Genomic DNA, 26,204 nt, shown 5'->3' with positions numbered 1-26,204 from the left:
ACCAGGGCCCGAAAACCAACAGGGCGACCGAATGAACGTCTTACTAATCGGAGCGGGCGGACGCGAGCACGCACTTGCCTGGGCGCTGAGCGCCAGTCCGCTGCTAACGAAGCTTTTTTGCGCACCGGGAAATCCCGGAATCGCGGAACTCGCGGAATGTGTCGCTCTCGACGCAGGCAACCATGAGGCCGTCATCGGCTTCTGTCGCGACAACGCTATCGAATTCGTCGTCATCGGTCCTGAAGCGCCACTCGTCGATGGTCTGGGGAATGCGCTGGACGACGCCGGGATCCGCTATTTCGGTCCGACCAAAGCTGCGGCCCAGCTTGAAGGGTCGAAGGGCTTCACCAAAGACCTCTGCCGCGAAGCCAACATTCCGACGGCTGATTACGGCCGCTTCACAGACGCAACGAGCGCAAAATCCTATCTCGCCACGAAAACGCTTCCCATCGTGGTCAAAGCGGACGGGCTCGCCGCTGGTAAGGGCGTCGTCATCGCCGCCACGCAGAGCGAAGCCGAAGCCGCAATCGACGCCTGCTTCTCCGGAGCGTTCGGAGCGGCGGGACGCGAAGTCCTCATCGAAGAATTTCTCGACGGAGAGGAAGCCAGCTTCTTCGCACTCTGTGATGGCAAAACGGCTATCCCCTTGGCGTCTGCCCAGGATCACAAGCGCGTCGGCGAAGGCGACACCGGTCCGAACACGGGCGGCATGGGCGCCTATTCCCCCGCGCCTGTCATGACCGAAGAAATGACCCAGCGCGTGATGCGCGAAATCATCGAGCCGACCGTCAAAACGATGGCGAGCCGTGGCACTCCGTTCAAGGGCGTTCTTTTTGCGGGTCTGATGATTACGTCAACCGGCCCGAAGCTCATCGAATACAACGTCCGCTTCGGCGATCCGGAAACACAGGTGCTGATGCTGCGTCTGAAATCCGACCTGCTTTCGAGCCTCATCGCAACAGCCGATGGTGTGCTCGGAAAGTTCACCGTCCGCTGGAGCGACGACGCAGCTTTGACCGTCGTCATGGCGGCCGAAGGTTATCCCGGAACACCGACCAAAGACACCGAGATCAAGGGCCTCGAAACGGCACGCCAAACGCCCGGCGTTGAAATCTTCCACGCCGGAACCCGCCGCGACGGTCCGCGCCTTCTTGCCAACGGCGGTCGCGTGCTAAACATCACCGGACGGGGCCGCACCATCGCCGAAGCCCGCGACGCCGCTTATGCCGCGATTGAAAAAATCGAATGGCCAGGCGGGTTTTATCGCACGGATATCGGCTGGCGAGCGTTGAAAGCTCGCTGAACGGAATGCGCGAACGCTTCGATTTGCACGGGTAAGCGAGAAATCCATGAAACCCCGCATAGAAGCCACCCAGCAGACAACGCGGCCGATTTCCCATTCGCCGCGAATTGGTCTCGCGCTCGGCGGCGGCGGCGCGCGCGGTCTCGCACATATCTCGATGCTCGAAGCATTTGATGAACTCGGCATACGCCCGTCCATCATCGCCGGAACCTCCATCGGCGCAATCTACGGCGCCGCTTACGCGTCCGGCATCTCAGGCAAAGACCTGCGCACGCACACCCGTCTGATCCTGGGTCAGCGCTTCGGAATTGTGCGCGAACTCTTCATGGCCGCTCAACCATTGCAGCAGCTTCTGAGCGTCTTCAGCGCGCGCAACGCCATCCTCAATCCCGAAACCGTTCTCGACGTCATCCTGCCGAAGGAAGTGAAAAGCGACTTCGCAGAGTGTGAGATCCCGCTGAAGATCGTCGCATCCGATTTCTACGATCAGGAACCGAAGATCTTTACTGAGGGTCCGCTTCGCCAAGCCGTTGCTGCAAGCATGGCGCTTCCTGCAATCTTTCAGCCGGTCATTCTGGACGGACACGCGCTTATCGATGGCGGTCTGACGAACCCGCTGCCTTTCGATCTTCTATTTGGCGAATGTGATATCGTCGTCGCAATAGACGTGACGGGCTGCCCCAGCGCCAACCCAAAACGCCCAGCGCCAACCGCGTTCGAGGCGCTGTTCGCAAGCGCCTTTCTGTTCGAACGCACCATCGTTCGCGAAAAGCTGAAAGCCGCGCAGCCCGACATCCTAATCCGCGCTGGAACGAATACCTTTCAGGTTCTTGATTTCCGAAAGTATGACGAAATTTTCGACGCAGCCGCACCAGCTAAGCAGCAACTGAAGCAGCAGCTCACGCGCGTTTTATCTGTCGAAACACTCGCTGAAGTCACCCACGAACCAAAACCCGAACCTGCCACCGCTGAAAAGCCAAAACGACGCAGCCTTCTCGCCCGCGCTCGCGCCCGAAAACGCGATTGATCGACTTCGTCATCCTCGGTCGAGCGCGACGCAGTCGCGTCGAAGAGCGGGGATCCAGCGCAAGGCGCAACCTTTAGACTCTTCTCGTTGCAAAAAACTCTTTCAGCAGCGCACTCGCCTCTGCCTCACCAATCCCGGCATAGATCTCCGGCGCATGGTGGCACGTCGGCTGGCTGAAAACACGCGCTCCGTGCTCGACGCCACCTCCCTTCGGATCGCTCGCGCCATAGTACAGGCGCCGGATACGCGCGAAGGAAATCGCGGTAGCGCACATCGCACAGGGTTCGAGTGTAACGTGAAGATCGCACCCCACCAGTCGCTCTTGGCCCAGAGCCGCGCAAGCCGCGCGAATGACAAGAATTTCCGCGTGCGACGTCGGATCGAAAAGCTCGCGCGTACGGTTGCCGCTGGCAGCAATCACCTCACCGGTTGGCCCGACAAGAACCGCTCCAACCGGGATTTCACCGCGAAGTCCGGCGGCACGGGCCTCCCCGAGTGCAAGCGGCATATGGCTTCGCGGCGCGGTCAATGTCATAAGCTCGCTTTGCCCCTCACAATTGCATCGTAGACCATGGCCAAACCAGCACAAACGCCAGCCAAAACACAGGCCAGCAAACCATCGAGCGCCAATACGGGCCGCGATGAACCCATGCGCATCGCCAAAGCGATGGCACGCGCCGGTCTCTGCTCACGCCGAGAAGCCGAACGCTGGATCGCCGACGGCCGCGTCAGCGTCAACGGCAAGCTCCTGAAGACGCCAGCCGTCGAAGTCTCGCCCGGCGACAAGATCATCGTCGACGGCAAACCGCTTCCAGCCGCCGCACCACCTCAACTCTGGCGCTACCACAAACCCAAGGGCATCGTCACTACGCACGCCGATCCCGGCGGCCGCCCGACCGTATTCGAAAAGATGCCGCCGGAAATGCCTCGCGTCATCTCCGTCGGCCGCCTCGACTTTAATACCGAAGGCTTGCTGCTTTTAACCAACGACGGAGCCCTCGCGCGTCACCTCGAGCTTCCCGCCAACGGCTGGGTGCGCCGCTACCGAGCGCGCGCCAAGGGCCGTGTCTCGCCCGCCGATCTGGCCAACCTGAAAGACGGCGTCGAAATTGACGGCATCAAATACGGACCGATCGAAGCCGCCGTCGATAGCGTCCAAGGTGCCAACACGTGGCTCTCGATCTCAATTCGCGAAGGCAAGAACCGCGAAGTGAGAAACGTCCTCGCGCATCTCGGCCTCACCGTAAGCCGGTTGATCCGCGTATCGTTCGGACCGTTCCAGCTTCTCGATCTCGCGCCGGGCGCTGTCGAAGCCGTTCGCCGTCGCGTCCTCGTCGCCCAGCTTGGGCCGAAAGCCGCCGAAGCACTCGGCTTTTCCGAAAGCCAGGTCGAGCGAAAAGCCCGCCACGCACGCGGACGCGCAGCTAGCGGGAGCAACGACGAATGAGAGTCGTTGCCGGGCGCTTTCGCGGACGGGCGCTCGCCACGCCCGCCGACTCCAGTACGCGCCCAACATCCGATCGCGTGCGCGAAAGTGTGTTCAACATTCTTTCACACGGCATGGGAAACTTTTTGCTGCAAGGCTCCCGCGTCATCGATCTCTTCGCGGGCACGGGTGCACTGGGGATCGAAGCCGTTTCCCGCGGCGCGAGCTTCTGTCTCTTCGTCGAAGATGCTGCCGGAGCACGCGCGCTCATCCGCGAAAACGTCGAAGCTCTCGGCCTCACCGGAGAAACCCGCATCTACCGGCGTGACGCGACAGACCTCGGACCGGCTGGCAACATGCAGCCCTATGATCTCGCTTTCCTAGACCCGCCTTATGGCAAGGGCCTTGGCGAAGCCGCCCTCACGGGCCTCGCAAGCGGCGCATGGCTGCGCCCCGGAGCGGTGTGTGTACTGGAAGAACGTTTGAATACTGAAATTTTACCGCCCGGCGCATTCACCCTGGTAGACCGAAGAGCCTACGGCGATACTGAAATTCGTTTTCTCCAGTTCTCCAGAAATTGAGCGGACAATTCATGCCTAAGGAAATCGTAATGCTGCACGGCGCGAACGCCGGCGGCTGGTGCTTTGCAAAGTTCAAAGCCGTTTTCGAAGACCTTGGCTGGAAATGCCATACGCCGGATTTGATCGGGCACGGATCAAGGGCAAAAGATAGCCAAGCAGAACTCGCTGGCAAAAGCGTCAAAGACTATTATGCCGAACTCGAAGAGTTTCTGCGTTCTTTTCCAACGCCGCCGGTTGTCCTCGGTCACTCGCTCGGCGCCATCCTTGCGCAACAGCTCGCGTCCCGCGGCTTGGCAAGCGCCCTCATTCTCATCAGTCCGGCCGCGCACGCCAGCATTCTGGTCGCGACCGACAACGAACGAAAAATGGCGCAGGATTTCATGTCGCTCGGACCGTTCTGGACGCGCGTGCTTCCTCCCGATTTCGACATTGCAGCCGCCTGCTCTCTCAATCGCATTCCGCGCGAAGAACAACGGCAGATCTTCGATCAGTTCACGCCGGAATCTGGCCGCGTCTGGTTCGAACTCTTCTTCTGGATGTTCGACCTGTCGGAAGCGACTGCGGTGAACGCAAACGCAATCGATTGCCCAGTGCTTTGCATTTCCGGAACCGACGATCAACTCGTATCCATCGCCACGGCACGCCGCACGGCGCAATCCCTGAAGAACGCTATTTTCGAAGAGGCGAAGGGACACGCCCATATGCTGCCGATGGAGCCCGGCGCAGAAGATATCGCCAAGAGGATCGCCAATTGGGCATCAGTCAGCGCTCGGACGCCAGCCGTTCAAACCGTAGAATAAGATGTACAGATACGCGGGTCCGGCAAGCACGAGATACGCGATCTGGAAATCGATATGCTCCTTGATCAGCGCGAAAGCGTAAGGCATCAGCGCACCGCCGACGATCGCCATGATGAGAAACGCCGAACCCGTTTCGGTATCGCGGCCGAGATCGCGAATAGCGAGCGGAAAAATCGCCGGCCACATCATGGCATTGGCAAAGCCCAGGCTGGCGATAAATGCGACGGATAAAAATCCGCTCGTAAGCGTCGCTGCAATCGTCAGCAGCACACCGAGTGCCGCCGATATCGCAAGATAGCCGTGCTGCGAAATATATCGCGGTATGGCAAGCACACCCGCCACGTACCCAATCAGCATGGCCAGGAGCGTGTAGGACGTAAAGAACCGCGTATCATCGAGCGGGAGTTGAAATCCTGCACCGTAAATGCCGATGCCGTCCGCCGCCAAAACTTCAAGCCCGACGTAAAGAAACAAGCAAATAACGCCAAGGCGCAAATGGCGAACGCGTAGAACGCGAACGAAACTTGATCCGCTGCCGCCGCCCGTATCGGTATTCGCCTCCCCGGACCGAATATCCGGCAATCGCGAAAACAATATCCAGACGGCAAGGGCCGCAAGCAACGCAGCCATCACCATGTATGGCAGATAGACCTGCCGCGCGAATGTATCCAGCAACGCATCGCGCGCGGCGGTGGTCTCTGCCGCTTGCACACGCTGATCAAAATGATCGAGCCCCTGCAAAGCGATCACGCCGAACACTAACGGCGCGAGGAAGCCAGCAAACTTGTTACAGATGCCCATGAACGCGATGCGGCGCGCCGCGCTATCCGCCGGACCGAGCACGCAGACGTAGGGGTTCGATGCAGTCTGTAACAGCGACAGACCCGTTCCGATCACAAACAGACTGACAAGCGTTCCAGGGTAATACCGCGCCGTCGTAAATTGACCGAACGCAACCGCGCCGAACGCCATCACCAGCAGCCCGATCGCCATTCCCCTTTTCATGCCGACACGCCGAAGCAACGCCGACGAAGGCAACGCAAAGAAAAAATAGGAGAGATAAAACGCCATCGGCACGAGCAGCGCGTTCACGTCATCCAGGTCGAACGCGAGCTTCACGAACATGATCAGCGGGCCGTTCAGCCACGTCGCAAACCCGAAGATGAAAAACAAAACGCTGATCGTAACGATCGGACCGAAACCCCGCGCAGACGTTTCGTCCTCGACCGCAAGTGACATCGAATAGCCCCCTAAAGACTCGCGTATCCGCCCTCGGAATCCGTCTTCAGTCACGTCCGAAACTCGGCCCAAATATTTAAAATGATTCCAACTTGATGCGCATTTGAGAGAGAGCGAGTCGATCGGTAATCATCTCAATGCCAATCACGCGTTTTTGCACGACAAGCGACTTCGATAGGGCATTGGAATCACGCACTCTTCTCACCATCTCCACAGTGGCAGAAAGAGTGCTTGACGAAAGTATACTTATTCGACCAACTACGCTTGAAAATACCCTTTAAGGGTGTCCGATGCCGGGGCCTTGAACCCCGAAAGATTGGAGCCAAGACGTGATCGTTTGTTCGTGCGCGGTTATCTCAAACAGAGATATCGAGCTTGCAGTTGCGGAAATCATGGGTTCGGATCCGGGGCTTTTGCCGACGCCGGGCGTGGTCTTCCGCCATCTCAATAAAAAGATGAATTGCTGCCGGTGCGCACCAGTAACCGTCTCGTGCATCTATTCTGCTATGGACCGCCTTGAAAAGTCGACCCGCATCTGCCCGTTCGCTCTCGCAGAGGCCCGCGCAAAGCTTTCCCGCATTGAGGAACGCCGCGAACGCCGTCAGCGCCGGATCGATACTGCCCTCGCAAACCGGTCTTCGCGCTCCGCAAACGCCGCTTAAACACCTGATCCTCAGCGATAATTCCTCGCCTGCGACACTTAAATTCGCTGGCCGCTATGAATTTTGTTCCAATTCACGCGTCGCCTAGTTTAGAATACTTCTTGTTTTAAAGAAGCAGAACCAGTCAGACATGCGGAGCGCGCCATGAAGGGCAACAAAGAGGTCATCACCCGTCTCAACGAGGCGCTAAAGCTCGAACTGGGAGCGATCAACCAGTATTGGTTGCATTACCGCCTTCTAGACAACTGGGGATTTAAGAAACTCGCCAAGAAAGAGCGCAAGGAATCCATCGAGGAGATGGAGCACGCGGACCGCCTCGTGGACCGCATCATCTTCCTGGACGGCCATCCGAACCTCCAGCACGTTGCCCCGCTGATGATCGGCGAGAGCCTCAAGGAAGTCCTCGAGTGCGATCTGAAGGGTGAGCACATCGCCCGCGATCACTACAAGAAGTCGCGCGAGATCTGCCGCGAGCAGGGCGACTACGTCTCGATGGATCTCTTTGAAGACCTCCTGAAGGACGAAGAAAGCCACATCGACTTCTTGGAAACGCAGCTCGACCTGATCGGCCGGATCGGCATTGAGAACTATGGCCAGCTGAACGCTGAAAGCGCCGACGAGGGCGGCGACCACTAAGCCCTGCGTCCATCCTGCAAACGGAGCGGCCGATTCTGACGGCCGCTCTTTTTTGTCTATCGCCGGCCAAACAGCCGTTCGATGTCTGACAGCTTAAGCGCGACATACGTCGGCCGACCGTGGTTGCACTGACCCGAATAGGGCGTCGCCTCCATCTGGCGCAGCAACGCATTCATCTCTTCGACCGTAAGCCGCCGTCCGGAGCGCACACTGCCGTGGCAGGCCATCCGTGATGCGATGCTGTCCAGCCTGTCCTTGAGCGAGCGCGCGGTCCCATCGGCTCTGATCTCGGCCGCAAGATCTCGAACCAGACCGTCGATATCGGTTTCACCGAGCAGCGCGGGAGTTTCGCGCACCGCCACCGCCCCCTCGCCAAATCCCTCGAGCACCAGACCGAGTTCGGCAAGCTCATCAGCACGGCCTACGAGAAGCTCCGCGTCGTCCGCATCGAGCGTCACAATCGCCGGGATGAGCAAGCCCTGCCGCGCAACACCGCCATTAGAGAGAGCCGATTTCATTCGCTCATAAACGAGCCGTTCGTGCGCCGCATGCTGATCGACGATAACGAGCCCATCCCGCGTCTGCGCAACGATATAATTCTCGTGCACCTGCGCACGAACCGCGCCGAGCGGCTGATCGATCGCTGTCTCTCCCGCGCGCATCGCATCCGGCTCACGCACATCCCCACTCGGAACATCAACGCCTGCAAACGGCGTCTGAACCGCTGCGGCAAAGCCATCAAACGCTGGCCCCGAAGGCGTTGGAGCGCTCGGCAGAACGCCGGTCGAAAAACTATCGACCGTCAGAACACCACCTTTCGCGGAAGAACGATGACCCGCCGCAGCGAGCGCTTCTGCCATCGCGCCGATCATCAACCCGCGCACGCGCCCAGAATCGCGAAAGCGCACCTCCGCCTTGGCCGGATGCACATTCACGTCCACGTCTGAGGGCGTCACATCAAGGAACAACGCGAGCAACGGCGAACGCCCGCGCGGAATGAGATCGCCGTAAGCCGCACGCACCGCGCCGATCAGCAGCTTGTCCCTCACCGGACGCCCGTTGACGAATAGGAACTGCTGCATGCTGTCGGCACGATGCAGCGTCGGTAGACCGATGAAGCCGAACAAACGCATCGGCCCCGAAGCATTGCTTCCACCGCCCGACACTTCGAGCGCATCGGTCATGAACTCGCGCCCCATCACTGCGCCGACCCGCTCGAGCCATGCGGACGATGATCGCGCGGCGCGCGCATAAACCGTTGGCCGCTTCTCGCCCGTTTGCAGCGTAAACCCGACATCGGGATGCGCCATCGCAAGGCGCCGCACGACATCCGTTACAGCCATCGTTTCAGCACGCTCAGATTTCAGAAACTTGAGCCGCGCCGGTGTCGCCGAAAAGAGATCGCGAACCTCGACAATCGTGCCGCTATTCACCGCTGTCGGGCGAATGGCCGCTTTTGCTCCGCGCACCACACCGATTGCAAATCCATGCTCCGCAGTCCGTGCGCGTGACTTGATTTCGAGATGCGCAATCGAACCGATTGACGGCAACGCCTCACCGCGAAAACCAAGCGAGCGAATGTCGAACAGATCTTCTTCGTCGAGCTTCGACGTCGCGTGCCGTTCAACTGCGAGCGCCAGATCGTCCGCGGTCATGCCATGACCGTCGTCGGTTACGCGAATAAGCGAAAGCCCGCCGCCGCTGACCACAACTTCGATTTGGCTCGCGCCAGCGTCGATCGCGTTTTCGACGAGTTCCTTCACGACACTCGCCGGGCGCTCCACCACCTCGCCCGCTGCAATGCGGTTGACGGTTTCGGGGCTGAGCTGCCGGATCGTCACTCCCAATCGTCTCCTGGCTGTGGCGCTATCAAGCGCCCGACGCGAGGCGCTCCCGTGTGAGGACTTTCGCGAGCTCGACGGCGGGCTGATCGAACGGATCGAGACCGAGCAAACGGCCCGCGAGAATCGTCTCGATCATAAAGTGCATCAGCAGCGCGCCGAGGGTTTTTTCATCGAGTTTTGCAACGTCGATTGTCCGAACAGGCCGCTGAGCTTGAGCAAGGGCGTCCGGAACCGCGTGTGCCTGAGCCTCGACGATATCGCCGATGGCATGCCCACCGAGCATGTCGGCGCCCGCAAGCTGCGCCAGTTCCTTATCGATCTTCGGCCCCACTCCGGCGCTCGGCACGCGCAGGATGGTGATGTAATGCTCGCGCGGCCCATCCATGAAAAGCTGAAGCTGACTGTGCTGATCGAGAGGACCGAGCGCTCCGACAGGCGTTGTGCCCTCGCCGCCCTTGCCCAGACTTTCCGCCCAGAGCTGCACGAACCAAGCCGAAAGCCGGCCAAGACGATCCGTGTAAGGCATCAGAACGAGTGTCTTGATGCCTTTTTCCTTCGATAACGCGACGGCGGTTGCGGCGCCGACAGCAGGCTGAAAATCTTCCGCAGACTTTGCGGCAAGCAGCGCATCGATCACACTCTTCGCACCAGCACGGATCGCGCGCACATCGAGCCCGCGTGCAATCGCGGGCATCAGGCCGACATTCGTCAGGCAGGAGAAACGCCCGCCGATACCTGTGTGATGCTCAAGCATTGGAATGTTGAAGCGCGAGAACAATGCCCGAAGCCCGTTCGCTTTGCCGGGCTTATCGGGTTCCGTAATGCCGAGAAAAAGTTTGGGAATTTCAGCTTCCAGCCCCGCGGCCTTCACCGCACTCAGCGCAGCAATGGCCTGCGCCAGCGTTTCGGCCGTACCACCCGACTTGGACGTGACGATAAAGCGTGTCGTCCTGAGATCGAGCGTGTTCAAAACGCCTTCAAGCGTCCGCCCATCGAGGTTGTCATAAAAACGTGTGCGGGGACGAGACTTCTGTCCTTCCGTCGCGACGCCGGGAATTTTCCAGCCCGCAAGCTGCGCCAGCGTCTGCCCGCCAAGGCTCGATCCACCGGTGCCGAAGAACACGATCGTCTGCGCGCCGACCGAAAGACGCGCGAGCGCCGCTTCCGCCGCATCAATGTCAGCAGTCTCTTCCGCGATCCGCAGAAGACCGAGACGCTCTTCGCGATAGTCGTTCTTCAGCGCTTCGACATGCGGCCCCATGCGCTTCAGCCACGACTGCAGCGTCTCGCGGGAAAGGCCGTGTTCGCCAATCACCGCATCGAGACATCCGTCGATATTTTGCTTGAACCCGCTTACGTCGTTCTGCCCGTCTTGCATGGCGCTGGAACCGCTCCCGAATGATGGAAGCCCCCGCCTAGCCGATTTCGCCGCAAGGGCCAAGGGCGCGTTTTACCGGCGCCCTTTCCACTCGGTCCTATGGCCGCCAGACGGAGACGATTAACCGGCTTATCCGCGTCGCGAGGCACCGGCGCTGGCCGGTCGCAACGCTGCGGGTGCGTTCGAGGACACCCCAACCGGTTGCCCAACGATCGTGACGATCAGGTCGTCCGGCTTCAGAAGCCGGGCCGCCACGCGCTTGGCATCCTCCAGCGTCACAGCCTCGATCAGCTTATTGCGATTTTCAACATAATCCGGGCCGAACCCTTCCTGCATCAATCCCAGAAGCTGCGACGCGATTTTCGAATTTGTATCGAACCGCAGAGCATAAGATCCCGTCAGATACGACTTCGCGGCATCGAGATCCGCTTGTGTCGGACCATCCTTGGCCATCTTCGCCATTTCCTTGCGGATAATGTCGAGGCTTTCCGCCATAGACGCATTCTTCGTCGCGACGCTACCAACAAGGATCGACGTAAACCGATCGGGCTGCAGGAACGTGTAAACCGAGTAAGCAAGCCCGCGCTTCTCGCGAACCTCTTCCATCAGCTTCGCGGAAAATCCGCCGCCACCAAGAATGTGATTGACGATAAACGCGGCCATGAAGTCCGGGTCATTGCGCTCCATCGCGCCAAGTCCGAACACCGCAACCGACTGCGGAACCGCCATATCGATCACACGCTGATTACCGGCAACAGGTGTCGTCTTACCGACTGGATAAAGATCGGATTTTGCCGGAAGCCCGCCGAAGACCTCATCCAGCATCTTGCCGAGATCAGCCGCCGTAATGTCTCCGACCGCAACAACCTTCAGATTGTCGCGCGCGAAAACGCGCTTGTGATAAGCGGCAAGATCCGCGCCCGTGATCTTCGCAACAGATTCCGGTGTGCCATTCGAAGGCCGCGCATAGGGATGGCCCGCAAATGCCTGCGCATACCATTCGCGCATGGCAACCTTCTCAGGGTCCTTGTCGGCGTAAAGCAGATTAGCAACGAGCTGCTGGCGGATACGATCGACTGCTTCGGCATCAAACCTGGGCTTTTGCACCGAGAGCTTCAGCAGCTCGACGCCCTTGTCGCGGTTCGCCGTCAGGGTTTCAAAGGATCCGTACAGCGAATCCTTCGAGTCGTCGTAGCGCATACGCATGGAGATATCTTCCATGCGTTCCTGAAACTCGGCCGAGCTCAAATCGCCCGCGCCTTCATCCATCATCGCCGTAATGAAATTGGCAACGCCCGGCTTTCCTTCCGGATCCTGACTGCTGCCGCCTTCGAACGCGTATCGCATCGAGATAAGTGGCACGCCGTGCTCTTCTACGAGCCAGGCTTCGATGCCTCCGGGCGACGTAATTTTTTGAATGTTCATTGCTGCTGCCGGACTGCTGATGGAGAGACCAGCGACCGATGCAAACGCAACGGCGCCGAAGGAGATCCGCAAAGCTGCCGCGAAACGGTGGCCCGCAGCAACTCCGCGCGAAAAGATTGTCATTGTCATCACCTCAATTCGCCGTTGGCCGGCATGGGTGCGGTGTCTTCGACTTTCGCAACGCTGCTTTGATCCGGGACCAGGTAGCCCGTCACAGACGCGCGAAGATCGAGATACTTCGCGGCAGCAGCTTTGACGTCCGCCGCGGTAACCTTCGAGATTGCTTCCGGCCAATTCTCGACGTCGGCGACCGTGCGCCCAACCGCAAGGTTCCATCCGTAGCGTCGTGCCAGCGTCGCCTGATTGTCGCTCTCGTAAACGTAGTCAGCGAGGAAGCCGCGCTTCGCCCGGGCAAGCTCTGCCTCCGTCACACCATTCTTGACGACATCTGCAAGCACATCATCGATAGCCGCCTCGACCTTCGGAAGCGGCACGCCGTCAGCAGCGACTGCGTAAACGGTGATCGTACCGCTATCGAGTCCCGAACCCGAATAATCACCGGCTGCGCTCGACGCCAGCTTCGACTCGACAACCAGCTTCTTGTACATGCGGCTCGTAACGCCTGAGCCAACGATCTTCATCATCACGTCAAGCGCTTCGGCTTCACCCGGCTTCGCCGTTACGTAGCTCGGCGTGGTGTAATAGCGTTGCACCGAATAGTTGCCCGCACGCGCATCTTTAAGCTCGATCCGGCGAGCGCCAATCGGCGGCGGCTCGCTGGGCCGATGCCGAGGAGCGCCGACGTCGGGATTGTTCGGAATCTTGCCGTACGTTTCTTCCGCGAGCTTGCGCACTTCTTCATCGGTCACGTCGCCCGAGACGATCAGGATCGCGTTATTCGGCGCATAGTAATGCTTGTAGAACGTCAGCGCATCCTGCCGCGAGAGCTGCTGGATTTCGTGATACCAGCCGATAACGGGCGTTCCATAGGGATCGTTGAGATAGAGCGCTGCATTCATCTGCTCGTCGAGCAGTGCCGCCGGATTGTTCTCAACGCGCGAACGGCGTTCTTCCAGAATGACATCGCGCTCCGTCAGAACTTCCTTTTCATCGAGACGAAGGTGGACCATGCGATCGGCCTCCATCTCCATCATCTTCCCGAGGCGATCTTTCGAAACACGCTGGAAGTATGCGGTCGCATCCTGGCCGGTGAAGGCGTTGTCCTGCCCGCCGAGACGCCCGACGATCTTCGAGAATTCACCGACCGGAATTTTATCCGTCGACTTGAACATCAGGTGTTCGAGAAAATGCGCGATGCCGGATTTGCCCCGCACCTCATCGCCCGCGCCGACGCGATACCAAACCATGTGGGTAACAACCGGCGAGCGGTGATCCGGAATGACGACCACGTCCATTCCGTTCGAAAGCTTGAACTCGGAGGCGCGCGTTCCCGAGGGAGCTGCGAAGGCTTCAGGTGTCAATGCGAGCATGGAGAAAACCAGGAGGGTTAAAGCTGTGAAACGGGTGGACGTCGAAAGACGCATCGTGTCGATCCTTGAATCGTAATCAGCCCCAGATCGGCTGCCTACTCTTTTGCGCAAATTGACGACGTAAACTGCGGTCAACTCTTCGCGAAACGACACCGGTACGCCAGCATCCCGTTCGCGCGAGATGGACGTATGAGTGTGAGGTGGGGGTGGAAAGTCAAATGACAAGCCGTTCATCTCGGCGCGCCTAAATTACTGGCACACCAAGGTTTTCAGAAGGCTACGGAAACAAAGTCTGGAAAAACAATGCACACGCTTTATTGCGTCTCAGTGTCTTCCTCGGGCGCATCGCCCTGGTTCCACTTCTTGACCGCATTGAAGATCGACGGCGCGCACGAACCGAGCGGACCGGAAGCGGTAACCGCCGTTTCATCACCGCGGGCCTTCGCGTCTTCGTAGTGCACTTTGCAGTACGCATCCTGCTTCTTCTGCAAGTCGGATTGCGAAACGTGCTTTTTGCGATCCGGGTCCTGAATCTCGGCCAGCGAAGACTGTCCTGTGGGTCCGCTACCCGGCGCGGGCAACGCCTCCGATTCCATCCCCGGCGGCATCACCAGGGGCTGGCGGGCGGCGAGCTTGGGTTCCTTGTTCGTGGAACCTGTGGAATTCAGTCCCACCGCGTCGAACACCTTGCCGTTGAGCTGAATGTCGTCCATTCCGCACGCGCCAAGCCCGGCGCTGAGAGCGCCCAGCGCCGCGAAGACGACCGCTTTTCCAACCGATTTCAACGACATAAACTATTCCCCGTGCCACCCGACACGCATAGACCGCAGTATGCCGAAATTTACGGCGCTAATGCGACTCGCCCCTGAAGGACTCATACAGCAGGGCCGCTACGCCAGCAACGATCGCTACATCTGCGATGTTGAAGACATACCAATGATACCCAAAGGCATGCATTGAGAAGAAGTCCGCCACGCCCCCAAGATGCAGCCGATCGATCGCATTGCCGATCGCACCGCCAATGATGAGCGCCAACCCCGCCGCCATCAGCCGGCCACCGCCTGAGCGGTTGAGCCACAACCACAATCCAGCGCTCGCAAGCACCGCAAATCCCGCCAGCAGCCACTGGCCCGCCGCCGATTCCTGATTGAACAGCGAATAGCTGATGCCGATGTTCTTCACGTAGATGAGATCGAGAAACGGCGTCACCGTTACACGGCCCTTGCCCTCGATATCGTAGACGAAAATCATCCACCACTTGTGCAGTTGATCGACGGCGATGGTCGCCAGAATCAGCATCAACGCCATCGGCGCGTGCTGGCTCCAGAACCATCCGCGCGCTGCGCTCGCCTCAGGCTTGTCGGTCATCGAAACGTCCGTCCCCTCGTCCACCGGATCACGCCCGCGTCACGCGACTTTCTCAGCATCGATCTCGCGCATCGCTTCAGCGTCACGCGCGGAAAGGTCGGGATATGCGGGATCGCTACCAACGTCCTTCGTGATGCGCCACGAACGCGCGCATTTCGTGCCTTCGGCGCGTTTGACGATGACGCCAACGCCCGGCTCGTTCGGAACCGTGAACGCTCCGTCCGGCGCCGCCGTCGAGAAAATCGAGATGCCCGACGTGATGCAGACTTCTGCCATGTCGACGCCTTCGAGCCCCGACATCAGATCGGGATCGTTGACGTACACGTCCGGAGACGCCTCAAGCGAAGAGCCGATTTTCTTGTTCGCCCGCTCGATCTCGAGTGCACCCGTCACGACGCTGCGCACATCCTTCACGCGATCCCACTTGGCCGCAAGATTGTCGTCTCGCCACTCGCGCGGGATCTTCGGGAACGGAGCGAGATGCACACTCTCGGCTTCGCCGGCCGGGCGATAAAGCATCCAGGCTTCTTCCGCAGTGAACGACAGGATCGGCGCCAACCACCGGATGAGCGCGTCGCAAATCGAATTGACGACCGTCAACGCCGCGCGGCGCTTCAAGCTCGACGGTGCTTCGCAGTAAAGCGTGTCCTTTCGGATGTCGAAATAGAACGCCGAAAGCTCCGTATTCATGAACTGCGTCAGCAGCCCAACGACACGACGATAGTCGTAAGTCTCGTAGGCCTTGCGAATATCGTGGTCGATCTCAGCCAGCCTGTGCAGCATCAGCCGCTCAAGCTCAAAGGGCTTCATATCCTTGAACGCAACGGCTTCGTCGGCCTTGAAATGCGCGAGCGCGCCCAGCATCCAGCGCAGCGTATTGCGCAGCTTGCGGTACGTTTCCGAGAACGTCTTCAGGATTTCCTGACCGATGCGCAGATCGTCTGAATAATCAGACGCTGCGGCCCAGAGTCGAAGAATATCCGCGCCCGACTTCGCCATCACGTCCTGCGGCGCGACGACATTGCCGAGAGACTTCGACATCTTCTGCCCTTTCTCATCGAGCACGAAGCCGTGAGTCAGAACAACATCATAGGGCGCTTCACCGCGCGTACCGCAGCTTTCGAGCAGCGAGGAATGGAACCAGCCGCGATGCTGGTCCGAACCTTCAAGATACATCACGCGATCTTGCCCGCCGTCGCGACGGCGTTTCAATCCCTTGAAACCGGGGAACGCGACGGGATCTTCAAGCGTGAATGCGTGCGTCGATCCGGAATCGAACCACACGTCCAGCACGTCTTTAACCTGCTCCCACTTCGCGAACTCAGCGTCAGGCACGATGTCCTTCAGGAAGCGCTCCTTCGCGCCCTCCTCGAACCAAACGTCCGCGCCCTTTTCGGCGAATGCCTTTTCAATACGCGCAGCAAGTTCGTCTGACTTGGCAAAGTCCGGACCGGGAATAACCTGATCCGTCTCGACGTTGCGGAACACCGTGATCGGCACACCCCAGGCACGCTGACGCGACACCACCCAGTCCGGACGGTTTTCGATCATGCCGTTGATACGGTTCTCACCCACGGCGGGCACCCAATCGACGCGCTTGATCTCTTCCAGCGCAAGCTGCCGCAGCGTTGGCTTGTTATTGCCCGCACCCGGCGACCGGCTCCCCGCAGGAGAGTCGCCGTGCGCAACAGAAGCTCCATCCATTCTGATGAACCACTGCGGCGTGTTGCGGAAAATGACCGGCTTCTTCGAGCGCCATGAATGCGGATACTGATGCTTCAGCCGTCCGCGCGCGATGATGTTGCCAGCCTCGGCGAGCGCCTTGATGACGGCGTCGTTCGCGTCGCCCTTGTCGCCGTTCTCCTTCAGCACGCGCTTGCCTTCGAAGCCCGGCGCCGACTTCGTCAACACGCCATCGGCATCGACCGTGAATGGTACGGTCGTGTCGATGCCCCGATCGCGCAACGCTTTCTGGTTCTTGGTCCAGATAATGTAGTCGTCCGCGCCGTGACCGGGAGCCGTGTGCACAAACCCCGTACCGGTATCGTCAGTGACGTGATCGCCGTCGAGCAACGGCACATCGAAATCATACCCGAGCGACGCCAGCGGATGCGCACAAACAAGCTTACCCAAATCCCCAGCAGCAACGTCGCCGCGTTTCTCGTAGCTCTCGACCTTGGCAGCCTTCATCACGTCGGCAGCGAGCTTGTCGGCAAGGATGTACCTCTCACCGACTTTCGCCCAGTTATTCTCGGGCGCCGCTGTTACCTCATAAAGACTGTATGCGATCCGTGACGAATAGCTGATCGCGCGATTGCCCGGGATCGTCCACGGCGTCGTCGTCCAGATGACGACCGATGCCGTTTTGAGTTCGGCGTGCGCCGTCTCCTTCACAGGAAACTTCACCCAGATCATATCGGACTGATGGTCCTGATATTCGACCTCGGCTTCCGCCAGCGCCGTCTTTTCAACGACGGACCACATGACGGGTTTCGATCCACGATAAAGCTGACCCGTCGCCGCGAACTTCATGATTTCGCGCGCGATGATCGCTTCTGCGTTATACGCCATCGTGGAATACGGATGCGCCCAGTCGCCGATGACGCCGAGCCGCTTGAACTCATCACGCTGCACGTTCAGCCAGTACGCGGCGAACTTCCGGCACTCGTCGCGAAACGCGTTGATCGCAACCGGATCGAGGAAGTTCGGCTTCTCCTTACCCTTCGCGCGATACTGCTCTTCAATCTTCCATTCGATCGGCAGACCGTGACAATCCCAGCCCGGCACATAGTTCGAATCGTGTCCAAGCATCTGCTGCGATTTGACCACGAGATCCTTCAGGATCTTGTTCAGCGCGTGCCCGATGTGAAGATGCCCGTTCGCGTACGGCGGGCCATCGTGCAGCGTGAACTTCACACGCCCCATCGACTGTTTGCGCAACGCCTCGTAGAGCCCGATCTCATCCCAGCGCTTCAAGAGCTTCGGCTCAAGCTCCGGCAGCCCCGCGCGCATCGGAAAATCCGTTTGCGGGAGAAACAGCGTCTTGCTCCAGTCGCGGCCTTCGGCAGGCGCCGCGCTTCCCGCCGCTTTCGCTTTTCCGGCGGCCGTCACGTCCTTCGACATCTAGGGTTCTTTCGCGTTCAATTCTGCGGGCGTTCTAGCAAGAGGAACGAAGACTTGTCACTTAGAGGCGCGAAAACGAAGCAAACAGGGTCGAAAAAGGACTTTCAAACCGCTGACAGCACGTCCCGCGCCTGGGCTATGTCCTTTTCCATCTGCTCCACGAGTTCCTCGGTCGAGTGGAATTTTCGGTCGGCGCGGATGAAGTCGATAAACTCAACCTCGATGTCGCAGCCGTAGAGATCGCCCGCGAAGTCGAACAGAAAGACTTCAAGCACCGGCTTGCCGTCGTCAAATGTCGGACGGGTGCCAAGATAGGCCGCGCCGTCATGCGCCTGCCCGTTGAAATGCGTGCGCACGGCATAGATTCCGTGACCGAGCGTCGTGCCCTTCGGCATCGGTACGTTGGCAGTTGGAAACCCCATCGAGGTTCCTCGCTGGGCTCCGCCGACGACACGCCCCATAACGCGCCATGGCTCCCCGAGCATATGCGCCGCGCCCTTGACGTCGCCCTGCGCAAGCGCGAGCCGCACACCAGACGACGAATAGGCTTCACCAGCATCCGCAATCGGCGGCATCACGGTCACTCCAAATCCAAGCTCTTCACCCGCGCGCACCATCAACTCCGGATTGCCGCCGCGCTTGTGGCCGAAATAGAAGTCGTAGCCGATCACCACATGACCGACGCCCAGGCCCGCAACCAGAACACGCTCGATAAAATCTTCGCCCGTCAGCGATGCAAGCTCCGCATCGAATGGCTCGACGAACGCGAGCTGCAATCCAAGCTTTGAAAATAGCGCAAGCTTTCGCTTGAGCGGCGTCAGCCGAAAGTGCGCTTCGCCCGGCTGAAAGAATTCGCGTGGATGCGGTTCAAACACCATCACCGCCGACGAAATGCTCTTCGCGCGGGCAATGCGGCTCGTCTCGGCGATCAGGCTGCGATGCCCACGGTGCACGCCATCGAAATTACCGATGGCAAGTGCAGCCCCCCGGTAAATCGGCGCAACATGCTTATGGCCATGGATGACGTGCATTAGGGCGCGTTCTTTCCATCTCCGGGGGCTATCGCGGATTGAGAGTTGCTTGTGCCCTTATTTGGGGCGGGAGGGAACCATCAGCACGGCTTCGCCCGTCAAAACCGGCTTACCGTTCACCGAGCAAACGCAATCGAACTTCGCACGCTTTTTATCGGCAACGAGTTCGCTGAGGCGAACGACAGTCTCGACGCGGTCACCGATCTTAACCGGTCCCTTGAAGTTCAAGGTTTGCGAAACGTAAATCGCGCCGGGTCCCGGCAGCGTCATCCCGAAAATGGCCGATATGTAGCCCGCCGACAAAATGCCGTGCGCGATACGTTCCTTGAACAGCGTTGTGGCAGCATATTCGGCATCGAGGTGTACGGGATTGAAATCGCCGGACAACTCGGCATAGGCGACAATGTCCGCCTCGCTAACGACGCGCGAAGTCGAAGCCTCTTGGCCGATCTCTAATTCTTCAAAATACTTCGATCGGCTTGCAGCAGCGAGCATTGGATTTCCTTAGATTAAAGCGCCCTGGCAGCCCCCCAAGGCCCGGCGCCGCGCGACACTACTCCTTCACAAACGCCCGCCGCAACCGTGATACGAGCGATATATCTGCCGCCTTGTCGCAGGAGCGCGGGTGCAATCGCCGCCTTGCCCGGCGACACAGCACGCAGTATAACAACGCAATTCCCCTTATTAACGTTTCACTGACTTTCTCGGGACGCCCGTGGAAGGCCGAAGAAGGACACCCGATGAGCGACCGTCGCCCCCTGATGCCGAAAGCCACCGCCGTTTGGCTTGTGGAGAACACGGCCCTCGCCTTCGACCAGATTGCCGAATTTTGCGGCCTGCATCCACTTGAAGTCAGAGGCATCGCAGACGGCGAAGTCGCCCAGGGCATCAAAGGCATGGACCCGGTGACGAACGGGCAGTTGACGCGCGATGAGATCGCTCGCGGAGAGAAAAACGCCGGACACAAACTGCAGCTCGCGGAAAGCAAAGTGCAGCTTCCGCCGATGCCGCAAACCCGCAAGGGCCCGCGCTATACGCCCGTTTCCCGCCGGCACGACCGTCCTAACGCAGTCCTTTGGCTCCTGCGCAATCACCCCGAGCTGAAAGACAGCCAGATCATGCGTCTCGTCGGCACCACGAAGCCGACGATCGCGCAGATCCGCGACCGGACGCACTGGAACTCGTCACAGTTGACGCCGCAAGACCCGGTAACCCTTGGCCTCTGTTCTCAGATCGACCTTGACGCCGAAGTGAAGAAAGCCGCCCGCCGGGCAGAGCGCGATCGTCCTGAAGCTGAGAAGGACGGCGACAAGCAGGGCACGCTTCTCCCCACCTCCGAGACGACCGCGGCACACGGTACAACAGCCCAGATTTTGGCGCCGAAGGCTGCCGAGGAAGCTCCCGAGGAAACGCCCGAGCAAGAGCAGGCACGCGTTTTCGCCAAGCTGAAGGGCATGACCTCAGTCAAGCCGGACGCTGAGGACGAAGATGAGAGCGAGGCGACGCCCGCGCCATCCAACGAGACCTCTGAGTCCAAGGATGAAGAAAATTCCGACAAGCCCAAGGACGGCGAGTAACTCGCCGGTACGGGGCATAATCGCAAATTATGACAGCAGGCGCGGCTCCCCGGCCCGCCTGGGTATTGGCTAAATTACGCGGTTGCTGCCCTTTCAGCCTTTCGCTAGCGTCCCCAAGATAATGTGATATCTGAGCGCACGAAGCAGAATCGGGACGAGCGGGCGTGGCTAATCCATTTAACGAAAACCTTGCCAAAAATGCCGCCAACTATCAGCAGCTGACGCCGCTGACCTTCCTGGCCCGCTCAGCCCTCGCAGCGCCCGACCACACGGCCGTCATTCACGGCAGCATGCGCATCTCGTATCGCGATTTTTACAACAGAGCTCGCCGCCTCGCGTCCATTCTGACGAAGCTCGGTATCGGCCCTGGCGACACCGTTTCCGTTATGCTCGCCAATACCCCGGCAATGCTCGACGCGCACTACGGCGTGCCCATGACCGGCGCCGTGCTGCATACGATCAACACGCGTCTCGATGCGTCGATCGTCGCGTTCCAACTCGACCACGCCGATACCAAACTTCTGATCACGGACCGCGAATTCGCACCAACGATCAAAGACGCGCTTGCCGCCGCCAAAGTGCGTCCAATCATCATCGACTACAACGATGCGGAATTCCCGCAATCCGGCGAAGCCCTTTCAGATGTCGACTATGAGTCGCTGCTGGCGACGGGCGATTCCGAATTCGAGTGGCGCTGGCCGGAGGACGAATGGGAGGCGATCTCCCTGAATTACACCTCTGGAACAACCGGCAATCCAAAAGGCGTCGTCTACCACCATCGCGGCGCGGCACTGATGTGCTACGCCAATACGATCTCCACAGGCATGACGCGCTTCCCCGTCTACCTGTGGACCCTGCCGATGTTCCACTGCAACGGCTGGTGCTTTCCCTGGTCCGTAACGCTCGCACAGGGCACGCACGTCTGCCTCCGCTGGGTGCGGGCCAAAGCCATGTACGACGCGATCGTCGAACACAAAGTCACCCACGTCTCGGGCGCTCCGATCGTAATGGCGACGCTGCTGAACTCTCCAGCCGAAGAGAAGCGCCCGATCTCACACGTCGTCGCTTTCAACCACGCAGCCGCGCCGCCGCCCGCCGCCGTTATCTCGGCGATGACCGACGCCGGCTTTGAGCTGACGCATCTCTACGGTCTCACCGAAACCTACGGCCCGGCAACGATCAACGAATGGGATCCGTCGTGGGATGATCTGCCCGCCCCAGAGCGCAGCGCCAAGCGGATACGCCAGGGCATACGTTACGTCGCGCTGGAAGGCCTGACTGTCATGGAGCCGGAGACCATGCAGGTCGTTCCGGCGGACGGCGAGACTCTGGGCGAAGTCATGTTCCGCGGCAACATCGTGATGAAGGGCTACCTTAAGAACCCGAAAGCAACGGACGAAGCATTTGCCGGTGGCTGGTTCCATTCCGGTGACCTCGGCGTTCTCCATCCTGACGGCTACATTCAGCTAAAGGACCGCTCGAAGGACATCATCATCTCAGGCGGCGAGAACATCTCATCGATCGAGGTCGAGGAGGTTCTGTACAAACACCCGGCAGTCGCGTTCTGCGCGGTCGTCGCCAAGCCCGATGAAAAATGGGGCGAAACGCCGTGCGCCTTCATTGAACTGCGGCCCGGTTCGAGCGCCACGGAAGAAGACATCATCGAATGGTGCCGCAACGGCTTGGCGCGCTACAAGGTGCCGCGCCGTGTCGTCTTCACGGAAGTACCGAGAACATCGACGGGCAAGATCCAAAAATTCAAGCTGCGGGATATGGCGCGCGACGCCTGACGTCGACGTCAGCGCACGACCGCAAGAACAGCATCTTGTGACAGACACGCGCTTCTCGCGCAGGCGCTTCGGAAGCGCCTCCAGGCCTCGCATCGAGGCCAACGTCACCACCTCTTACTTCACCCAGACTTTGTGCTGGCAATCGAGCCAATGCGCGATCACGTTCCGGTCATGAAACTGGATCGCTCCGCAATTCTGGCAGACGATCATCAAAACATCGACCGGCGCCGTGCTCGTCGGCGAAGACCGTTGGCACGTCAGTTTATGGACGTCGACATCGCATTGTGAACGAAACCGGCCGCAGACCGGACAACCCGTTATATGTTTGCCGAATAGGAAACGATCGACCTCGGCTTTCGAAATATCGCGGGTCTTTTCTTCAACATCTGTCATCGCACTCACCGTGAGATAACTTCCAATATGAATCAGCGTAGGTCTCAAATCCGCAAGTGACAAGGACGGCTTAAGTCCAAAACCAAAAATTGATGAGCAATCGCGCGGGATTGAATTGCGATTGTTTGCGTCGCCGCTATCGCAATGCAATATTCCATTGAACCGGTGCGGGCTCTATTTCTGACGAGTGAGGAGCATCGGTGAACACCTAGGAGCAGATCCACTCGTTAGGCGTCTGCCGATTTAGTCTCATAGGAGGAGCTTTCATGTCTCGCACCAGCCTGACACTTGCGGCCGCTATCGTCGCTTCTGCTCTCGTTCCGGTCTCTCAGCTCCATGCTGAAACGGATGCTGAAACTCTCGTCAACGCGCTCAACGCAGTTTTCGGAAAGCATGATGGCGTCCGCTCAGCCCACACCAACGGCATCTGCGTAGCAGGCAAATTCACACCCTCCGCAGACGCCGCAAGCCTGACGAAAGCGCCTCATTTCACCGCAAAAGAGCCGGTCAACGTGATCGGCCGGTTCTCGATGGGCGGCGGCAATCCCGAAGCGCCCAATACGCAGAAAGACAATGTGCGCGGCTTGGCTTTGCATTTCGATCTCGGCAATGACTCGACAACCGATCTCGTCATGATTTCATCGCCGATGTTCATCGCTCGCGACCCCGATCAGTTCCTTACTCTGCTGACGACCGTCGCAACGAAGGACAAGGAGAAGATCGGCGCGTTCTTCAAGGACAATCCGAGTGCCACGCGCCAGGGCGCCTGGCTGAACTCCCATCCCATTCCCGCCAGCTACTCAACGGTCAATTATTGGGGTGTGCACGCATTTACATTCATAAATGACGAGGGAAAAAAGCAGGTCATAAAATATAAAGCGCTTCCCGTTGGCGGCGAAGTCGGCCTGTCTGACGACGAAGCAAAGTCGAAAGACCCGAATTTCTACCGGGCCGAACTGAAGGAACAGCTCGCCAAAGCCCCGGCCGAATTCACGTTGACGGCAATACTCGGCGAGTCCGGTGACCCAACCGACGATCCGACTGCGGTTTGGCCGGAAGATCAGCGCAAATCCGTTACGCTCGGCAAGATTTCAATCACCGGCCTCGAAGACAATAAGACATGCGATGCAGGTGTTTTCGATCCGACCAATGTCGTTGACGGCATCGACGGTCCCGAAGCGGACAAAATTTTCCCGATGCGGTCGCAAGCTTATGCGGTGTCGTTCTCACGACGCGCGCAATAGCAAAACGCAAGGAGCGGCGGACAATCAAAACGTCCGCCGCCTCCCGCTTGTCACCCTGCTTCGACGATTGCCGCTAAAATATAAAAAGCCCCGCTCGGCGAGCGCATCGGCGCTGCGGGCAGGGCTTCCACCTGGACGTTATCAACTTTGGGGGAGAACTAATGTCGTGTTTCGCGACTTAGTCGCTCTATCAGATCTTTCAACTTTAGTTTTTCGAGTTTCCAACGGCGAATTTCAATGTCATCTGAACCCGGGCTCGCCACTGCTCTGTCGATACGTTCAGCAAGTGTGCGATGCTTCTCTGCGAGTTCTGCAAGATGAGCCGTAACTGCCATCAGTTGCCTCCTAAAGAGTTTGCAGACGTGGAAATCGTGCCACACGTTTCGCGCGTTGTCCAACCTCCAAAAGACGCAAACTTGTAATGTGATCACGCCTGTTTTCCAGGTTGCCGCGCCTTCGTCAGATATTAGAAATAATTTCAGCCAATTAGATTCGCCTTGCCGCCCCGGTAAGTTTGCCTGTTGCAAGAACAAGTACAATCGACCAAAACGCTGGAAACGACCGGCGGGATTAGGATTATTGCGATGGAGCGGCGCGACGAACGCGAGCTCAGGGAAGAACTGGTAGCCTTGCGGGCCGAGCACAGAAAGCTCGACTGCGAGATCGTCGCCCTTGAAGATAACCCCTTGGCTGACCAGCTTTTGGTCAAGCGGCTGAAAAAGAAAAAGCTGATCCTTAAGGATCGCATTACGCAGGCCGAAGACCGGCTGCTGCCTGACATCATCGCGTAAACGCCCGCCCGGCGATCCGGACGAAGCGGTTTGCGCGCTTCGCACGTTAGAACCGTATGGCGTCCGTATCACCCCCTGTCGATACCTGGCTCTACCCGGCCGAAGCGGGGCTCTATTGCGAGCCCGGCGACTTCTATATCGACCCCCATCGGTCCGTTGACCGGGCCGTAATCACCCACGGCCATAGCGATCACGCCCGCGCCGGACACGGGTCCGTGTTGGCGACGGCCGAAACAATCGCCATCATGAAGAAGCGGTATGGGCCCGAGTGCGCCGGTGCATTCCAGCCTCTGGCGCTCGGATCCCCAGTCACCATCAATGGCGTAACTGTCCGCTTGGCCCCCGCCGGTCACATTCTCGGCTCCGCGCAGGTCGTGCTCGAATGGGGCGGACGCCGAGCGGTGATTTCCGGCGACTACAAGCGCGCGTTCGACCCAACGTGCACGGGCTTCGAGCTCGTTCCCTGCGATGTCTTCGTAACCGAGGCCACGTTCGCGCTCCCCGTCTTCCGACATGAAAAGGCAGAGCACGAAGCCGAAAAGCTCTTGAACTCGATGGCCGCCGAACCCGACCGCACGCACCTGATCGGCGCCTATAGCCTCGGCAAATGCCAACGCATGATCCGGGTGATCCGAGATGCCGGATACGACGCGCCGATCTATCTGCACGGAGCCGTCGTCGGCCTGACGGAGCTTTATCAGAATCTCGGCATCGACCTTGGAGAGGTCCGCCCCGTTTCCGAGTCCGACCCCAAGGCGATACGCGGCGGCATCGTGATGTGCCCGCCGTCGGCCCTGGGAGACCGTTGGTCCCGTCGCTTCGGCGACCCCGTCAATGCCTTCGCGAGCGGTTGGATGCGGGTCCGTGGCCGGGCGCGCCAACACGGTGTCGAGTTACCCCTCGTCGTATCCGATCACGTCGATTGGCCGGAGCTGATCGAAACGGTCGTCGAAACGGAAGCCGAAGAAATCTGGGTCACACACGGCCGCGACGACGCGCTGGTTCACTACCTCTCTTCCATCGGACGCAAAGCGCGCGCACTCGCCCTTGTCGGCCGCGAGGAGGAGGCGGAATAA

General features: G+C 59.4%; 25 protein-coding genes. 12 read left to right on the top strand and 13 right to left on the bottom strand.

The features are described from left to right. Positions 1-31: 31 nt before the first annotated feature. Together purD and DLM45_RS11445 are read left to right on the top strand one after the other, a co-directional pair. The gene (gene purD, locus DLM45_RS11450; protein ID WP_181337234.1) at positions 32-1,303 is read left to right on the top strand and encodes a phosphoribosylamine--glycine ligase; all 1,272 of its coding nucleotides are present in this window, start codon (positions 32-34) and stop codon (positions 1,301-1,303) included. 46 nt (positions 1,304-1,349) lie between these two features. After that, positions 1,350-2,330 carry a patatin-like phospholipase family protein gene (locus DLM45_RS11445; RefSeq protein WP_181337233.1) on the top strand — a complete coding sequence of 327 codons (981 nt, stop codon included), beginning with the start codon at positions 1,350-1,352 and terminating at the stop codon, positions 2,328-2,330. A gap of 73 nt (positions 2,331-2,403) precedes the next feature. Here the strand turns inward: DLM45_RS11445 and DLM45_RS11440 are convergent, their stop codons facing one another. Then, positions 2,404-2,865, bottom strand: coding sequence for a nucleoside deaminase (locus DLM45_RS11440; RefSeq protein WP_246317339.1), 462 nt, complete (start codon positions 2,863-2,865; stop codon positions 2,404-2,406). A 36-nt stretch (positions 2,866-2,901) separates the two neighbouring features. On the opposite strand from DLM45_RS11440, the gene DLM45_RS11435 reads away from it, so the two are divergent. The 3 genes from DLM45_RS11435 to DLM45_RS11425 are packed head-to-tail and all read left to right on the top strand — an operon-like array spanning position 2,902 to position 5,137. Then, positions 2,902-3,777, top strand: a complete 876-nt coding sequence (locus DLM45_RS11435) for a pseudouridine synthase (RefSeq protein ID WP_246317337.1) — start codon at positions 2,902-2,904, stop codon at positions 3,775-3,777. Beyond that, on the top strand, positions 3,774-4,337 hold the full coding sequence (gene rsmD / locus DLM45_RS11430) for a 16S rRNA (guanine(966)-N(2))-methyltransferase RsmD (protein WP_181337231.1): 564 nt from the start codon (positions 3,774-3,776) through the stop codon (positions 4,335-4,337). Before DLM45_RS11435 ends, rsmD begins: the two co-directional genes overlap by 4 nt. Before the next feature lie 11 nt (positions 4,338-4,348). Beyond that, complete coding sequence (locus DLM45_RS11425) at positions 4,349-5,137, top strand: alpha/beta fold hydrolase (RefSeq protein ID WP_181337230.1); 789 nt, start codon at positions 4,349-4,351, stop codon at positions 5,135-5,137. Here the strand turns inward: DLM45_RS11425 and DLM45_RS11420 are convergent. Further along, complete coding sequence (locus DLM45_RS11420; RefSeq protein ID WP_181337229.1) at positions 5,096-6,376, bottom strand: sugar MFS transporter; 1,281 nt, start codon at positions 6,374-6,376, stop codon at positions 5,096-5,098. The genes DLM45_RS11425 and DLM45_RS11420 overlap by 42 nt on opposite strands. A gap of 329 nt (positions 6,377-6,705) precedes the next feature. Between DLM45_RS11420 and DLM45_RS11415 the strand changes: the two genes are divergently transcribed. Continuing rightward, a complete protein-coding gene (locus DLM45_RS11415; RefSeq protein WP_181337228.1) occupies positions 6,706-7,038 on the top strand; it encodes a hypothetical protein in 333 nt (110 codons plus the stop codon). Positions 7,039-7,182: 144 nt separating this feature from the next. Beyond that, positions 7,183-7,674: a bacterioferritin gene (gene bfr / locus DLM45_RS11410; RefSeq protein ID WP_181337227.1), complete on the top strand. Its 492-nt coding sequence runs from the start codon at positions 7,183-7,185 to the stop codon at positions 7,672-7,674. A 56-nt stretch (positions 7,675-7,730) separates the two neighbouring features. Here bfr and mutL read toward each other — a convergent pair whose 3' ends face one another. From mutL to DLM45_RS11365, 9 genes are all read right to left on the bottom strand, one after another. Then, on the bottom strand, positions 7,731-9,515 hold the full coding sequence (gene mutL / locus DLM45_RS11405; protein WP_181337226.1) for a DNA mismatch repair endonuclease MutL: 1,785 nt from the start codon (positions 9,513-9,515) through the stop codon (positions 7,731-7,733). A gap of 28 nt (positions 9,516-9,543) precedes the next feature. Further along, positions 9,544-10,896, bottom strand: coding sequence for a glucose-6-phosphate isomerase (locus DLM45_RS11400; RefSeq protein WP_181337225.1), 1,353 nt, complete (start codon positions 10,894-10,896; stop codon positions 9,544-9,546). 129 nt (positions 10,897-11,025) lie between these two features. Further along, complete coding sequence (locus DLM45_RS11395; protein WP_181337224.1) at positions 11,026-12,444, bottom strand: M16 family metallopeptidase; 1,419 nt, start codon at positions 12,442-12,444, stop codon at positions 11,026-11,028. Positions 12,445-12,449: 5 nt separating this feature from the next. Then, the gene (locus DLM45_RS11390) at positions 12,450-13,865 is read right to left on the bottom strand and encodes a M16 family metallopeptidase (RefSeq protein ID WP_181337223.1); all 1,416 of its coding nucleotides are present in this window, start codon (positions 13,863-13,865) and stop codon (positions 12,450-12,452) included. 260 nt (positions 13,866-14,125) lie between these two features. Then, entirely contained in the window at positions 14,126-14,602 is a 477-nt protein-coding gene (locus tag DLM45_RS11385; protein ID WP_181337222.1) for a hypothetical protein, read from the bottom strand. A gap of 58 nt (positions 14,603-14,660) precedes the next feature. Next, a complete protein-coding gene (lspA, locus tag DLM45_RS11380) occupies positions 14,661-15,179 on the bottom strand; it encodes a signal peptidase II (protein WP_181337221.1) in 519 nt (172 codons plus the stop codon). 39 nt (positions 15,180-15,218) lie between these two features. Then, a complete protein-coding gene (gene ileS / locus DLM45_RS11375) occupies positions 15,219-18,302 on the bottom strand; it encodes an isoleucine--tRNA ligase (protein ID WP_181337220.1) in 3,084 nt (1,027 codons plus the stop codon). A gap of 104 nt (positions 18,303-18,406) precedes the next feature. Continuing rightward, complete coding sequence (locus DLM45_RS11370; protein WP_181337219.1) at positions 18,407-19,333, bottom strand: bifunctional riboflavin kinase/FAD synthetase; 927 nt, start codon at positions 19,331-19,333, stop codon at positions 18,407-18,409. Positions 19,334-19,390: 57 nt separating this feature from the next. After that, on the bottom strand, positions 19,391-19,828 hold the full coding sequence (locus tag DLM45_RS11365; protein WP_181337218.1) for a MaoC family dehydratase: 438 nt from the start codon (positions 19,826-19,828) through the stop codon (positions 19,391-19,393). A gap of 245 nt (positions 19,829-20,073) precedes the next feature. Here DLM45_RS11365 and DLM45_RS11360 point away from each other — a divergent pair, with 245 nt between their 5' ends. Continuing rightward, on the top strand, positions 20,074-20,910 hold the full coding sequence (locus DLM45_RS11360) for a DUF1013 domain-containing protein (protein WP_181337217.1): 837 nt from the start codon (positions 20,074-20,076) through the stop codon (positions 20,908-20,910). Positions 20,911-21,074: 164 nt separating this feature from the next. After that, positions 21,075-22,700, top strand: coding sequence for an AMP-binding protein (locus DLM45_RS11355; protein WP_181337216.1), 1,626 nt, complete (start codon positions 21,075-21,077; stop codon positions 22,698-22,700). 114 nt (positions 22,701-22,814) lie between these two features. Here DLM45_RS11355 and DLM45_RS11350 read toward each other — a convergent pair whose 3' ends face one another. After that, positions 22,815-23,093, bottom strand: coding sequence for a hypothetical protein (locus DLM45_RS11350; RefSeq protein WP_181337215.1), 279 nt, complete (start codon positions 23,091-23,093; stop codon positions 22,815-22,817). Positions 23,094-23,359: 266 nt separating this feature from the next. Between DLM45_RS11350 and DLM45_RS11345 the strand changes: the two genes are divergently transcribed. Next, complete coding sequence (locus DLM45_RS11345) at positions 23,360-24,337, top strand: catalase family peroxidase (RefSeq protein WP_181337214.1); 978 nt, start codon at positions 23,360-23,362, stop codon at positions 24,335-24,337. A 158-nt stretch (positions 24,338-24,495) separates the two neighbouring features. Here the strand turns inward: DLM45_RS11345 and DLM45_RS11340 are convergent, their stop codons facing one another. After that, entirely contained in the window at positions 24,496-24,672 is a 177-nt protein-coding gene (locus DLM45_RS11340) for a DUF465 domain-containing protein (RefSeq protein WP_181337213.1), read from the bottom strand. A 249-nt stretch (positions 24,673-24,921) separates the two neighbouring features. Between DLM45_RS11340 and DLM45_RS11335 the strand changes: the two genes are divergently transcribed. Next, positions 24,922-25,128 (top strand): DUF465 domain-containing protein, encoded by a 207-nt coding sequence (locus DLM45_RS11335; protein WP_181337212.1) that lies wholly within the window; start codon positions 24,922-24,924, stop codon positions 25,126-25,128. A 56-nt stretch (positions 25,129-25,184) separates the two neighbouring features. Then, a complete protein-coding gene (locus DLM45_RS11330; RefSeq protein ID WP_181337211.1) occupies positions 25,185-26,204 on the top strand; it encodes a ligase-associated DNA damage response exonuclease in 1,020 nt (339 codons plus the stop codon).

The organism is Hyphomicrobium methylovorum, assembly GCF_013626205.1.
Classification (GTDB): domain Bacteria; phylum Pseudomonadota; class Alphaproteobacteria; order Rhizobiales; family Hyphomicrobiaceae; genus Hyphomicrobium_B; species Hyphomicrobium_B methylovorum.
The sequence above is the reverse complement of the archived record's forward strand: the minus strand, read 5'-3'. Positions and strand labels throughout refer to the sequence as shown.